General features: G+C 49.5%; 13 protein-coding genes. 8 read left to right on the top strand and 5 right to left on the bottom strand.

The window, feature by feature from the left end:
• Nucleotides 1-144 precede the first annotated feature (144 nt).
• Complete coding sequence (rsfS, locus tag ACYVIY_RS23530; protein WP_460978899.1) at nucleotides 145-540, bottom strand: ribosome silencing factor; 396 nt, start codon at nucleotides 538-540, stop codon at nucleotides 145-147.
• Nucleotides 541-648: 108 nt separating this feature from the next.
• Between rsfS and ACYVIY_RS23525 the strand changes: the two genes are divergently transcribed.
• Nucleotides 649-1,416: a biotin--[acetyl-CoA-carboxylase] ligase gene (locus ACYVIY_RS23525; protein ID WP_460978898.1), complete on the top strand. Its 768-nt coding sequence runs from the start codon at nucleotides 649-651 to the stop codon at nucleotides 1,414-1,416.
• 44 nt (nucleotides 1,417-1,460) lie between these two features.
• Here ACYVIY_RS23525 and pafA read toward each other — a convergent pair whose 3' ends face one another.
• The gene (pafA, locus tag ACYVIY_RS23520; RefSeq protein ID WP_460978897.1) at nucleotides 1,461-3,107 is read right to left on the bottom strand and encodes an alkaline phosphatase PafA; all 1,647 of its coding nucleotides are present in this window, start codon (nucleotides 3,105-3,107) and stop codon (nucleotides 1,461-1,463) included.
• Nucleotides 3,108-3,304: 197 nt separating this feature from the next.
• Here pafA and ACYVIY_RS23515 point away from each other — a divergent pair, with 197 nt between their 5' ends.
• Nucleotides 3,305-4,093, top strand: coding sequence for a sterol desaturase family protein (locus ACYVIY_RS23515; RefSeq protein WP_460978895.1), 789 nt, complete (start codon nucleotides 3,305-3,307; stop codon nucleotides 4,091-4,093).
• Nucleotides 4,094-4,121: 28 nt separating this feature from the next.
• Here the strand turns inward: ACYVIY_RS23515 and ACYVIY_RS23510 are convergent, their stop codons facing one another.
• Entirely contained in the window at nucleotides 4,122-5,096 is a 975-nt protein-coding gene (locus ACYVIY_RS23510; protein WP_460978894.1) for a polyprenyl synthetase family protein, read from the bottom strand.
• Nucleotides 5,097-5,344: 248 nt separating this feature from the next.
• Between ACYVIY_RS23510 and ACYVIY_RS23505 the strand changes: the two genes are divergently transcribed.
• Nucleotides 5,345-6,340, top strand: coding sequence for a patatin-like phospholipase family protein (locus ACYVIY_RS23505; protein WP_460978892.1), 996 nt, complete (start codon nucleotides 5,345-5,347; stop codon nucleotides 6,338-6,340).
• 183 nt (nucleotides 6,341-6,523) lie between these two features.
• On the opposite strand, the gene ACYVIY_RS23500 is transcribed toward ACYVIY_RS23505, so the two are convergent.
• On the bottom strand, nucleotides 6,524-7,387 hold the full coding sequence (locus ACYVIY_RS23500) for a glycerophosphodiester phosphodiesterase family protein (RefSeq protein ID WP_460978890.1): 864 nt from the start codon (nucleotides 7,385-7,387) through the stop codon (nucleotides 6,524-6,526).
• A 62-nt stretch (nucleotides 7,388-7,449) separates the two neighbouring features.
• Entirely contained in the window at nucleotides 7,450-10,845 is a 3,396-nt protein-coding gene (locus tag ACYVIY_RS23495) for a TonB-dependent receptor (protein WP_460978888.1), read from the bottom strand.
• A gap of 332 nt (nucleotides 10,846-11,177) precedes the next feature.
• Between ACYVIY_RS23495 and ACYVIY_RS23490 the strand changes: the two genes are divergently transcribed.
• The 5 genes from ACYVIY_RS23490 to purS all read left to right on the top strand — a co-directional run bounded on the left by ACYVIY_RS23490 (nucleotide 11,178) and on the right by purS (nucleotide 14,385).
• Entirely contained in the window at nucleotides 11,178-11,951 is a 774-nt protein-coding gene (locus ACYVIY_RS23490; protein ID WP_460978886.1) for an alpha/beta fold hydrolase, read from the top strand.
• Between the two features lie 8 nt (nucleotides 11,952-11,959).
• Entirely contained in the window at nucleotides 11,960-12,661 is a 702-nt protein-coding gene (locus ACYVIY_RS23485; RefSeq protein ID WP_460978885.1) for an SAM-dependent methyltransferase, read from the top strand.
• A 60-nt stretch (nucleotides 12,662-12,721) separates the two neighbouring features.
• Nucleotides 12,722-13,360, top strand: a complete 639-nt coding sequence (locus ACYVIY_RS23480; RefSeq protein ID WP_460978884.1) for an MBL fold metallo-hydrolase — start codon at nucleotides 12,722-12,724, stop codon at nucleotides 13,358-13,360.
• A complete protein-coding gene (gene pssA / locus ACYVIY_RS23475; RefSeq protein WP_460978883.1) occupies nucleotides 13,357-14,046 on the top strand; it encodes a CDP-diacylglycerol--serine O-phosphatidyltransferase in 690 nt (229 codons plus the stop codon). Before ACYVIY_RS23480 ends, pssA begins: the two co-directional genes overlap by 4 nt.
• A gap of 87 nt (nucleotides 14,047-14,133) precedes the next feature.
• A complete protein-coding gene (purS, locus tag ACYVIY_RS23470) occupies nucleotides 14,134-14,385 on the top strand; it encodes a phosphoribosylformylglycinamidine synthase subunit PurS (protein WP_460978882.1) in 252 nt (83 codons plus the stop codon).
• Nucleotides 14,386-14,457: the final 72 nt, after the last annotated feature.

Genomic DNA, 14,457 nt, shown 5'->3' with positions numbered 1-14,457 from the left:
CAAACGGATTTCAAAGGGTAACACCGTTTCACAGTTGATTGTTTCTGCTGTGAAACGGTTAGGATAAGCGGTAAACTCATCCCATAAACGGCCATTTGTGCAGAGCAATTGCCCAAGCGCAAAGGTTCTCTCTATCAAACGCTATCAAGATACAGGTACTAAGTCGTTATCGTCAATATACTGAATCTCGGCGTCGCCCCAAAGCTGTTCGAGATCATAAAACGACCGTCGGTCCTTCTTGAACACATGGGCCACTACATCTACATAATCCAGCAGAATCCATTCCCGGTTCATTTTACCTTCCCGGTGCCAGGGGTCCTGTTGGCTTACCTTGTAAACTTCTTCTTCTATGGACGTTGAGATCGCGTCAATCTGCGTGTCAGAATTCCCTGAACAAATTACAAAGTAATCACAGATGGCGTTTTTAACGTTGCGCAGGTCCATAATTACAATGTCCTGCCCTTTTTTTTCCTGCATGCCCCGGACAACAAAATCCCGGATTTGCTCGGCGGTGTATTCACTGGTTTTGTTAATTCTCATGCTTTCGGTTTAACATTGCACGATAAGCGAATCAGCGGGTGCGTTGCTTGCGGGCTCAAATACCCCCGGCACCATTCATTCGCTTCCCTCTACTAAACTAAACAAATTTTGTACAAAATCCATCCCAAAACGCTTTTTGTTGGGCAAATAATCCAATACCTGCCAAGCTGTCAGTCAACTAACGACGAAGCGTCCGATTTGATTGCTTCTCGGGAACCGGCCGAAGGCTTAATTGTCGTAACGGACAACCAAACAGCCGGTCGGGGGCAGCGCGGTAACCAATGGGAAGCCAAACCCGGCGAGAATTTGACATTCTCTTTGATTCTAAAACCGTCATTCTTATCGGCTACTGAACAGTTTTGGCTGAACATTGCTGTGTCGCTGGGCATCCATGATACGCTGGCTCCTCTGCTCAGCAACGTCCGCATTAAATGGCCAAACGATATTTACGTCGGCAATCAAAAGCTGGGCGGTATGCTGATTGAGAACACCTTGCAGGGACATAACATCGGTTGGTCGGTAGTTGGTGCCGGTTTAAACGTAAATCAGACAGAATTTTCGTACCCAACCGCGACTTCCCTACAACAGCAGGCTCCGCTGCCCGCCGGGTACGATCTGCCGGGCCTGTTGAGCCGATTGAGCGAAAGTCTGGAGCAACGCTATCTGCAACTCAGAGTCGGGCAGCGCGACGTCCTGAAATCCGCGTATCTGCAAAGCCTGTTCCGGTATCGGGAAGAGCATCAATTCATGGCGAATGGGGTCTCTTTTCGCGGTATCATTACTGGAGTTGACGCTGTAGGTAGACTCGTTGTGTCAACGGTTGCCGGTGAGAAAATATTCGACTTTAAAGAAATCGCCTTTGTCCTCAGCGAATAGCCGTCAGCTCCTGACCAGGCTGCTCAGGAGCTGACGACGTTAGTTTACTTGGTAGCGATGGCCTCGGGAACAGGATTGCCAATCGAGCCACTTGGTTCAAGAATGCCTAACAAAGCGGCAATGGTCGGCGCAATGTCATGAATGTGGGTCCGGCGAAGCAGTTGTCCGGGCCGTACTCCCCAGCCGTACAACAGAAAGGGCACATGCGTATCATAAGCGTATACGGTACCGTGCGTGGTGCCTCTGCTACGTCCCTCGAACCAGCCGGGCTGCTGCATGACATAGAAATCACCGCTGCGGTTGGGATGATACACGTTCCGGAACAGGTTGAGGTGAAGCTCAGGAATAGCTACTGCCCCCAGATTGTGCAGGTTTATTACGTTCACCACGCCCCGCTGTTTCAACAAGGTAGTCCGAACCAGTTCATAAACCTCCTGTAACGCAATTTTCTTTTCGGTTAGCAAGGCATGGTTCATGTGAATCTGCTGATTCAGGTAAGAAAGTACCCACTGCCCCGGCCCGTACGCTTTTTCGAGCGCTGACTTCACCGCATCGTTCACTTCTCCGTAGCCCTTAACGTCCGCGGGAATCCGGTACAGTTGCGAGAAACCCGGCACATCGGCCGCTCCGTGGTCCGCCGACAGAAACGCTACCCACTGTCCCTTGCCGACCGTAACATCCAGTTGATTCATCAGATCTGCCAACTGCCGATCGAGCCGCAGGTATTGATCTTCGGTTTCGATGGCGTGGGTACCAAACGCATGACCGATATAATCAGGTGATGAAAAGCTCACACACAGCATATCCGTTACGTTACGCTGACCAAGCTTTTCGGCTTTCAGCGCGGCCAGGGCAAACTCTTTCGTCAACTGATCCCCGTAAGGGCTGGACCGCAGCACCTCATATTTATTGCTGCCGGTCTGCACCACAAATTCATGCGGAAATACGGATTTCGGCTCGCCTGGCAACGTTGCTTCATAGGGCTGATCATCGGTAGTACTCTCAGTGTATTGATTAAGCGCGAGCAACGGAGTCCACTTTTGCTGCATGAACTGCTCAGGCAGCTTGCGCGCGTTAAACGCCTGCACCCACTGCGGCAGTTCCTTCTGGTAAAATGTACTCGAAATAAAATTACCGTCTTTTGAGTCGAACCAGTAGGCGGCATTGGCTGCGTGGCCTGCTGGTAGTATAGCCCCCCGGTCTTTCAGGGCAATACCAATTACTTTAGCCCGGCCGTCGGTCGCTAATTTCAACTGATCGCCGATGGTGGTTACGAGCATATTACGGGGCGACATCTTTCCAGCCGATCCGGTATTCCCCACCGTAGTGACTGTAGTATCTTCGGCGCAGTACATAATGCGACCAAGTCGGCGATCGTAAAAATCATTACCAACAATACCGTTTAAGGCTGGAGCTGAGCCCGTGTAAATTGCGGCATGGCCAGGACCGGTATACGTAGCGGCATAATGATAGTGGTTGTTACGTGCATTGAAGCCGCCATCCATCAGCCGCCGAAACCCGCCGGTTGTGTACTTATCGTAATACCTATAGAGGTAATCATACCGCATCTGATCGACAACAATGCCGACAACAAGTTTAGGACGGGCAATTCCAGTTGATTTAGGGCTTTGGGCAAAAGAGGTCGCTACCACAAACATCGGTAGCACTAAAATCGAAAGACGCAGACGCATGGGCCGTTCCGTTGAAGGTTAGAAACTGCCGCAAATGTATAAACAATTTAGTGGGTAGCCGCACCGCCTTCGACGAACGTAACGCACCGGATTCTAACGATTTTCACTAAATTGATTGGGTTCCATTCCGACTGGGTGAACACTGACGAACCGATTCAGTTGAGTATACTAGAGCCTTACAACTAGCTTTTGGTGTCATGATTGAAATTAACAGCCCGGCTACATTGTGGCTAACAGCCCTCTTGTTTTTCCTGGCGATTTTTGGGCGATACGTATTGTTTTCCCTGGCCTTCTGGTGGCTATTTAAGGTGTCCATGAAAGAGCAGTTTGCGCATCGTGCCGTCCAGACGCGCCCCCGCAAACCCGGTCAGGACCGACGGGAAATAGGCTGGTCGCTGCTGACGTCGCTCATTTTCACAGCCATTGCCGTCGGCCTAATCCTGGCGTACCAGAACGGCTATACCAAAATCTATACCGACATCAAGGCGTATACGCTGATCTGGTATCCGGTTAGTATCGTTCTGGTCATGTTTATCCACGAAACATATTATTACTGGCTGCACCGGTGGATGCACCGGCCAGGAGTTTATAAATGGGTGCACAAAACGCACCATGACAGCATTACAACCTCTCCCTGGACGGCCTTTTCGTTTCACCCGACCGAGAGTACGTTGCAGGCCATTGTGATTCCGGCGCTTACGTTCATTCTGCCGCTTCATATTTCAGCTGTGGGTCTGCTTTTATTAATCATGACTGTTTCGAGCGCCGTAAACCACTTAAACACCGAAATTTATCCGCGCGATTTCAATCGGCACTGGCTGGGGCGCTGGCTTATTGGCGCAACCCATCACAGCTTACACCACGCCCAGTTTCGATTCAACTATGGGCTGTACTTTACGTTTTGGGATAAATGGATGAATACCGAAAGCCCGGATTTTCACAAACTTTTCGCCCAGAAAACCAATAAAAACGTAGAATCCGACTAACGAAGGGATGAACGTATCGAACCAGCGATCACTTACTTCGGTCGATAGTATACTGCACCAGTTGATGCAGGGATTGGCGATAAGGCGATTCCGGGAAGGAGTTTAGCAACGATTGAGCCTGCACTACGTACTGGTTCATGGCTTCGGTAGCGTACTCAATTCCCCCTGAGTTTTTGACGAACGTAATAACGTCGTTCACTTTTTTGGGATTATCGCTCTCGTTCTTAATGATGTTAATGACCCGGCGCTTTTCAAGAAAACCAGCTTTGTTGAGCGCGTAGATGAGCGGCAAAGTCATTTTCTTCTCCTTGATGTCAATGCCTAATGGTTTGCCAACTTCTGCCGTTCCATAATCGAACAGATCATCTTTAATCTGAAACGCGATGCCAACTTTTTCGCCGAAGAATCGGGCTTTCTGAATAGTTTCCGCATCGACACCCGCAGAACGGGCTCCTACAGCACAACAGGCCGCAATCAGCGAGGCTGTTTTCTGGCGAATGATCTCGTAATAAACGGCTTCGGTAATATCCAGCCGACGGGCCTTTTCGATCTGCAGCAATTCGCCTTCGCTCAACTCGCGCACCGCAGTCGACACAATCTGAAGCAATTCAAAATCCCCATTATCGACCGACAGCAGCAACCCACGCGATAGCAGATAGTCACCAACTAAAACGGCAACTTTATTTTTCCAGAGCGCATTAATGGAAAAAAACCCCCGCCGGTAGTTCGAGTCGTCTACTACGTCATCGTGAACAAGGGTAGCCGTATGTAACAGTTCGATGAGCGAAGCGCCCCGGTAGGTGGATTCGGTAATCTGACCGCATACGCCCGCCGTCAGAAACACAAACATGGGCCGTAACTGCTTACCCTTCCGTTTCACGATGTAGTTCATGATCTGGTCGAGCAGCATAACGTCACTTTTCATTAAGTCCCGGAATTTCTGCTCAAACAACTTCATTTCAGCAGCAATCGGAGCTTGGATGTCAGCGACGGTAAGGGCCATTTTTAAGAAGCAGGTGGTAATCTTCGGTAGGCGGTTTACAATAAAAAGGAATGAACGCTTATGAATGGTTCACCGCTTCCGAAAAACAGCCGCCTAATTTTTGGCAAGTATAGCAAGGAAAGTGCAGACCGGAAAAAACGCACCCGCAAAAGCAAATTAGAGACTACGTATTGTCCGGTAAAATTCGTTTTGTTTACGAGTCAAAAATTACCAACTTACTACCATACTGTGGCGCAGCCCTTTCTTATATGATTGATAATCCAACCCCACCCTTACCCTCATCCAATGCAGCGGCCTCGCCATCTATTCCTCCTCGCAAAGCACTCGTACTGGGTGGCGGCTCATTAAAAGGGGCTTTCCAGGCGGGGGCGGCCATGGCACTCTTCGAGTCAGGCTTTGTGCCCAATCAGTTATACGGCATCTCAGTAGGTAGTTTGAACGCTACGTTTATTGCCAACGAAGCGGCTCGCCAGCAGGCCGAAACGGGGCAGGTGAATTGGACAAAAGTCGGCAAGTACCTGATTGAGTTCTGGATTCGGAACATTACCAAACCCGACGACGTAGCGGTCATTCGATCGCGCTTTCGGATGGGCTATAATACGCTCATGAGCCGCTTTGACGGCTTGCTCGACAACTCGCCTATTCAGAACTTGATTCGCAACCACGTTGACCTAGAAGCCCTCAAAACCGGGCCCGTCAGCCTGAAAGTTGGGGCCGTCGATATTGTCAACGGCGATATGCTGTATGCCGATGCGAATGATCCGAATTTTCTTGACTTTGTGTACGCCAGCAGTTCGCTGCCCTTTCTGATGCCCGCGGTGCAGATCGGGGGTGATCACCGGAAAGCGTTCCTGGACGGCGGGTTGCGGGAGGTAGCTCCGCTACGGGTTGCGATTGAAGATGGGGCCACCGACATCGCCTGTGTCGCCTGCCACGCGAAGAAGATTTACAATGAGAAATTCAATTACCGGAATCTGCTCAACCTGATGGACCGGGTGAAAGATATAACCGTCAACCAGTTGGTAAACAACGACATTGCCTGGGCCGAACGATTTGCCGAGCGAGAACACCTCCACGGCCGGACGCTGAAACTCACCATCATTCGACCTACCGAGCCGCTCTCGCTTAATCTGATGAAGTTCACGTCTGAGGACATCGGCCGCGTAATCGTAGCGGGTTATCAGGCAGGCATTGATGTACTACGTATGCGAACGTTGGACAGTGAAGCCCCGGTTCTGCCCTGATTTATTTTCTTTAACGTAACAGGAAGGTCCTAAGTCAGCTACTTTGGGCCTTGCTGTTTTGGAGACTAATTGTCCTGTATCAACCTCAACCATTTCGTCTCACAGCCTAACTACGTAGTAGTCTGTTTCTCTGTTGCTGACGGCTACAAACGCCTGAACGGCCTGCCACGGCGATAGGACGGCTTAGTTGAATAAACGGCTTACCTCAACCGGGCGATCAGTAGTTAAGATGTCTACGCCTTTGCGGACTAAATTACGGTACGCATCAGCAGTCTCCTGAATTGGCTTTTCGTCGAGGTTGGCTGCTCCGTACGTACCAGCCGTGCAGGGAATACCCGCCTGATGGAGTTGCTGATAAAATTCCTTTTCCTGAGGTGAGGCCAGCGCAATTAGGTGACGAAGAGCTAATCCTGATTTTCGGAACGTATCAAGCTGCTTCGGCTCGTTAACTCCCAACGCGATCCAGAGAGCCGGATACTGAGTTCGCAAACGTATTGCGTCATCTACCGAGTAACAGATGATAAACACACTGTGTAGCGCCCCCGCGTCGACAATCTCTTTCATTACGTTCCGCAGGTTGACACCAGGCTTAGCATCAATAGCCATAATCACCTTTCCCGCTCCCCACCGTACTACGTCGGCAAAACGTGGAATGCGCTGTCGTGTCGGATTGCCCTGTAAGTCGCGCAGATAAACTTGACGTAACACTTCCCAATTCATAGCCTGAAAGGATCCGGTTCCGGTAGTCGTTCGTTTGATGTCGTCATCATGCAGTAAGGCCAATACGCTATCCGCTGTCATGCGAACATCCATTTCTAGAATGGCCTCCGGAACCTGCTGATACATGCGTTGGAAGGTTTCGAGACTGTTCTCGGTTTCAGACAACTGTGGCCCTCCCCGATGCGCCAGAATAAGTGGCTTTACCCGATTGGTTCGATACGCTAACGCCTTTTCCAGCGCCAGTTCAGTGATATAAGGCTTCCCGCTTTGGGCGTATAAAGTAGAGAACCCTATAAAAAGAAGTAATGTCGAAAGAGTCTGTTTCATACTGTCATAAAAAAGCCGCCGAATTTCTCCGGCGGCTTCCCTTTTTACTTGCGAACAAGTTGTTAGAACAAGTAACGAACCCCAAGCTGAGCCTGCCAAACGTTATCGATCGTTACACTCTTCACAAATGAATCTCTCAACAGGATCGTCCGGTTAGTGCCATTTTCGACAACCGACTGCGTTCCCATGCGGTAGGTTGGTACACCAGCTGCGCTAACACTCGCCAGCGATAAGGGGCTCGATGACGTATTCTGCCAGCCTACACCCCACTTATTGTTAAGCAGGTTACCAACGTTCAGAATGTCAGCCCGGAATTGCAGTGTATGGCGAGTTCCTTTAGAACCAACACGTACGTAAACCTCCTGGATAGCGGTGAAGTCAAAACGGGTCAACCAGGGTGCATAACCACCATTACGTTCAGCGTACTGACCACGACGGGTTTTTAGATAGTCGTTACCATTGATGTACGCTTCAAAAGCCGCTTGTTGCTGTTCAGGCGAGTAGGTTACAGCTGACGTACCTGAACCCACAGTTAATGGGGCGAAGGTCAACTCAGATGCGTTCCTTGGTACATAGATCAGGTCATTGCTTGTCTGACCATCACTATTCAAATCACCACCAACAACGTAAGAAGCTTTGTAGCCGCTGGTTGATTGCATACCCAGCGTAAAGGTGGTCGAACCACCGAATTTACCACCGTAGTTTAACCGATAGTTCACATAACCGATGATCCGGTGACGCAGATCGTTATCGCCGTATGACATGGTCAGATAGTTCTGGCCCTGTACCGTCGGCGTGTTACCAACAACCGTGCTACCTACTAATTGCAAGTCTCTTGCCTGTCCATAGGTGTATGCCAACATTCCACCAAAACCATTTGTAGCGGGCTTCTCGAGCTTACCAGTCAATGTATACGAATCACCTACGTTTGTATTTTTCAACACAAAGGCATTCGTATTGTATGGGTAGTTAATGTAACGAGCTGTGTTAATCGCTGCTGTACCCGTTACACCCGCTGCAGGAAACAGATTGCGATTATCTGGGCCACTCAACTGACGGGTTGGGGTAGCTAAGTTAGCGTCGATATAACGAAGTGCCTGAATTGTCTTGTTATAAAGGACTTCAACCGTTCCAATTAAACCCCAGGGTAAACGCTGGTCAACAGCCAGGTTCGTTTTCCAAACCATTGGGTATTTTAAGTTTTGATCAGTTGCGTTAACCGCATAACCGGTCAAACTCCGGACATCTGTAGTAACCGCAGGTAATAAACCGGCTGGCAATTTGCTAGGATCCGTAACAAATGGAATGTTGGTATTCTGGAAGTTATAAACACCCGTATTTACACCGTTGTTACCCAATTGGTTAGAAACTAACACTTCAGGAATACGGGAAACGAAGATACCGCTACCGCCCCGAATCTGCGTGGTTTTATCTCCTTTAATATCCCAGTTAAAACCAACCCGGGGCGAAACCAGCAGACGAGCTTTAGGGAATGCACCCGTGTTTAATTTATAGGCCTGGTTGTTTTCATCTTTATAAGTAAGCTCGGCTACCCGTGGATTGTTGAAGTTGGCAGCCGTTGAGTTATCATAAGCGAAGATATCAGCCCGTACACCAGCGGTCACCTTAAACGTAGGATTAACCTGGAACTCGTCCTGTACGTATGCACTATAGGTACTCCGGAGCAATGTCTGCAGAGGTTCAGCTCCTCCTGGCACCAACGAGTAGCGCAGGTTATACTGTCTTACCGTTACGGGCGACGTAGCAGGTGGATTTGGGCTCAATGAGGCCAGCGCTGCAGTTTTGAAATCCTCAATCGAGTTATACACATACACCCCATTCGACGCTGGGAAGAACACGTTATCCGATCTATACTTCTCGTACGATAGACCTAACGTCAGCGTGTGTTTTCCTGCGAAGTAGCTGAAGTTGTTGGTGATGTTCAGCGTCGAATAGTTCAGCTTGTTGTTTGGCGTAAAGGGATCAAAACCAATCGATGTATAAGTCGTATTTTCTTTCAGAATATCGATGGTCGGAAATACATCAGTCCGATAGGTTCTGTCTTCAATTTGCTTGTTGTACGTAGCGACTAATTTGTTAGCAAACTTACCGCCGAACGTAGAGTTTAATTCTACAGCAATCGAGCGAGTGTTATCCGCAATTTTGTAACCTGTATTCTGCGGAGAAAGAGCGAGGTTACCCGAGTAAGCACCAGTAGAATAACCAGTACGGTTACCAAAACCTGCGGTACCACTACTGTTACTGTTGCTAATTGACTGATCCGACTCAGAATTGTGGTGAGAATACCGTACGGCAAGTTTATGATTGTCGTTGATGTTCCAGTCAAGACGTAGCAGCCCTTTTATGCTTTTAACGTCATTGTTGTAGTTATCGATAGCGCCAAGATCACGATTAAAGTTCGTCTTCATGAACTGGCTAAGATCTTCCAGGTCAGCCGCAGTTACACGAGAAACGTTACCAGTAGCGCCAGGTCGATTAGCTACCCAATCCAGAGCAGGATTGCTGCTGTTGTACTGTTCTACGTTAGCGAAGAAAAATAGTTTATTTTTGATGATTGGACCACCAATCCGAAACCCTTGTGTGTTCTGATTGATCGTGACCGGAGGCAGGTCTCTTCCGTCTGCTTTTTTACCAGCTAAGCTGTTGTTACGGAATAAATAATATACCGACCCAGAAAAATCATTCGTTCCTGACCGTGTAACGGCGTTGATACCAGCCCCGGAGAAACCCGTCTGACGAACGTCAAAAGGTGCTACGTTCAATTGGATTTCGTCTAAAGCATCCAGCGAAACGGCGGTCGTACCTGTCCGTCCACCTGCAATTGCGGATGAACCCAAGCCAAAACCATTGTTGAAAACCGCACCGTCAATCGTGATATTATTGAAACGCGGATCTTGCCCACCAAACGACTGACCGTTTCCGTAGGCATTGTACTTCGTAATGTCGTTAATTGTCCGACCCAGTGTAGGAATCGTATTGATCGTCTGGCGACCATACGAGGTTGCAGCACCAGTCCGTTCGGAACTAAAAATATCGCTCCGTGCGCCTGATATAACAACCTCCTGCAACTGTGCGCTAGCGTCTGATAGCGTAAAATTTACGTCAGCGGCAGTACCCAGACTAGTAAAGACCCCTTCTTTAACTTGATCCTTGAAACCAACGAACGTAGTCGTTATCCGGAAAGGACCACCCACGCGAACACCAGGAAGTGTGTAACGGCCTGATGCGTTTGTTGTAGTACCATACCGACTCCCAGAAGGTTCGTGAATGGCTACCACAGTAGCACCGGGCAATGGTGCGCCTTTGTCATCGTTCACTTGCCCATTGATCACTGCGGTCGTAACCTGTGCTATCACCCCACTGCTGCAGAGCAGGACGAAGAGCATACTGCTGAGCAACAACGAGGCTGCCTTCCCATGCAGTAATTTTTTAAACATAGAAGTGCTTGGTTTGATTGATTTTTGTTTGGGGTCCATTATTTAGGGAACGGTCCAATTTTAATGCAAAGATCAATTAATTTTTCGGGGCTTACAATGCCTATCCTCTTAAAAAAATGCTACGTATAATTAATTTTTGCCTTCAAATCATAGAATAAGACAAAAGCAGTCGCCTTAGGTACTATTCCTCAATGTTAAGTTTATGTTAAGGCGTTTTTAATGGGAATTCCTAAAAAACAAGACCTCGAACCATTCCACCCTGTTGTGCGTAAATCAACGAAGCAACCTATGCCCTTAGGTTATCTATTTTTGCGTTGTTTTATTCTTTCTCTATGAAGCTCTACTATCGGCAAACCGGCGACACGGGTCCGGCTATAGTCATTTTACATGGCGTTTTTGGATCATCGGACAACTGGTTAACCACCAGCAAGGCAATAGCCGCTCGAGGCTACCGCGTATTCGCACTCGATCAGCGGAACCACGGTCAGTCCCCCCGCGCTGAAGATCACGATTATCACGGTATGGCCGATGATTTGCACGAATTTCTAATTGACCACCAACTGGATCAGCCGATACTTGTGGGGCATTCGATGGGCGGAAAGGCCGTGATGCAGTACGTAATGACTTATCCGGGTACATTCGCGAAACTGGTTGTGGTCGATATTGCGCCTAAATTTTACCCGGTCCACCATGCGGAACTCGTGCGGGGCCTGAAAGCGATTGACCTCGCCGGTATTACCAGCCGCAGCGAAGCCGACGCCATCCTGAGTAAATATGAACCGTTGCTGACGGTACGTCAATTTCTGTTGAAGAACCTGTACCGGGATAGTCAGGGCCGATTTGACTGGCGGCTGAACCTGCCCGTTATTGAGCGGGAACTGCACGGCATTGGCGAAGAGCTTACAAATCCACGTATCGTGACGGAACCGACGCTGTTTATCCGGGGCAGTGAGTCACCTTATATACTAGATACCGACATTCCTACCATTAAAAGCATGTTCCCCAAGGCGCAGATTGAAACCATTCAGGACGCAGGCCATTGGGTGCAGGCCGAAAAACCGGTTGAGTTTGTCGAAACGTTGATGGAGTTTGTCGAAAAAAGTTAAACCGCCGAATGCCAACGCTGTATCTGATTCCTACGCTCCTCGCCGACGATACGTTCGAGCAGGTTCTTCCGCCTACTATTCGGGAAATAATTGATAAGACGGATGCGTATTTCGTCGAAAATATCCGGTCGGCCCGGCGGTTTATTACGGGCTTGAAAACGAGCCGCGTCATCGACGAGACCTTGTTTCACGAACTCAATAAAGACACCCCCCCTGCCGATACACGCCAACAGATTCAGGAACTGATGGAGCGCAAACGGAACGCCGGGGTGCTTTCCGAAGCAGGCTGTCCGGGCGTAGCCGACCCAGGTGCGGTTGTTGTTAGTATGGCTCATACGCTGGGGTGGCGTGTAGAGCCGCTGGTTGGTCCCTCCTCAATCCTGTTGGCGCTGATGGCCTCCGGCATGAGCGGTCAGTCGTTTATCTTCCACGGCTATTTACCCATCGACCGCCAGGACCGGGCCCGGTCGATACGTCACCTCGAAAAGGAAGCGCAGCAACGGCAGCAAACACAGATTTTCATGGAGACGCCGTACCGAAACGATGCCTTATTCGCGGATGTAGTCGCGAACTGCCAGCCCAACACCCGCCTGTGCGTAGCCTGTAACGTAACGGCTCCAGATGCGTTCGTGCGCACGCTGACGATTCGGGAATGGAAATCCCAGACACCCGATTTGCGCAAAAAACCGACGGTGTTCCTACTTTTGTAACGTAACGCGGCCAAACCCCGCTCCTATTCTTCTCAAACGCGGCTTCATCCGCGTTCGCTTATGATTCAGGCTCTTGAGTTTTCGCCTTTCCAGGAAAATACGTACGTGATTGCCGATGACGCAACCGGTGAGGCCGTCGTGATCGACCCCGGTTGCTACGAACAAGCGGAGAAAGAAGCACTTAGCCGCTTCATCGACGAGCGTAACTTAACGATCAAATCAATCTTGCTCACTCATGCTCACCTCGATCATGTATTTGGCTGTGCGTATGTAAAGCGTAAATATGGGGTTAAGGCGTACCTGCATGAGCTGGATATGGTCATCTATAACGACGTACCTGCCCGTTGTGCGCTGTATGGACTGCGTGCCTACGAACCCTCTACCATCGACGGGTTTCTGAAAGAAGGCGAACAGATTCACGTGGGCAATACCGTTCTGGACATTGTCTTTACACCGGGCCATGCACCGGGCCACGTAGCGTTTATCAATCACGCCGATCGGTACGTTGTCGGGGGCGATGTTTTGTTTCGGGGCAGCGTCGGGCGAACGGACTTTCCGTATTGCAACCACGCCGATCTGCTCAACAGTATCCGAACGCAGTTTTTTACCTTACCCGACGATTACGTTGTTTACCCGGGTCACATGGACCCCACGACAATTGGGCAGGAAAAGCGCACTAATCCATTTGTACGGGCATGAAAGCACTACTTAAACACCTACCCAACGCCATGACCTGCGGCAATCTGCTATGCGGCTGCATCGGGCTGGTTATGGCCTTACGCGGTCACTTGGAGTGGGCTGCCTGGTTAATTGGAATAGCCGCCATCCTCGATTTTGGCGATGGTTTTGTCGCCCGATTGGTTAACGCATCGGGGCCTTTTGGCAAGGAGTTGGACTCCCTTGCCGATGTGGTTACGTTCGGGGTTCTTCCGGCAACGATCGTCTTCCAGCTATGCTGGTTTCAGGAGTTGGGCTCTTTGTCTTACTTGGCCTTCCTGATTGCCGTGCTCTCGGCGCTGCGGCTGGCTAATTTCAACATTGATACGCGCCAGTCGGAATCATTCATTGGCCTTCCTGTTCCGGCGAACGCCATGCTGATCGGGGCTTTTCCGCTGATGGGGCGCTACCAGCCTCAATTTGATGCCATCTGGCAAAACGACATCGCCCTGGGCATGATGATCGCGTTCTCCTTTATGCTCGTTTCGGACGTACCACTTTTTGCCCTGAAATTCAAATCCTTTGGCTGGGCGGAGAACCGGATTAAGTTTAGCTTTTTACTTGCATCTGTCCTTCTGCTTGTATTTTTGCAGTTTGCAGCCATTCCCCTGATTATTCTGCTTTATATCCTTGTTTCACTAATTTTTAATGAGCGAAAGAGTGAATGAGTGAAAGAGCGACCCGGTGGTTAACAAAGTACGGGTAAGCCTATATCCTTTCACTCATTCACTCTTTCGCTCATTCACTCTTTACAAATGAAATACATCGCTGAAATTAACATCATGACCCGCCCGGAGATCCTGGACCCGCAGGGAAAAGCCGTTAAACTGGGTTTACATAATCTCCAGATGGATTCGATTGATAATGTACGTATCGGAAAACACGTCCGGCTAGAAGTCGACGCTGAAACAGAAGAGAAAGCGCGGGAAACCGTTGACTCTGCCTGTCGTCAGCTACTAGCCAATCTGATTATGGAGAATTATTCGTTTGAACTTCATGCAGCCTAGCACCGAAATAGGCTAAATTCGGTTTCCCTTTGGACAGCCGGTATACACAGGAGAATGCCCTCCTGATAAAAG

This window comes from Spirosoma knui, from assembly GCF_054780635.1.
Note: the sequence above shows the minus strand (reverse complement) of the source record. Positions and strands in the feature narration are given on the sequence as shown.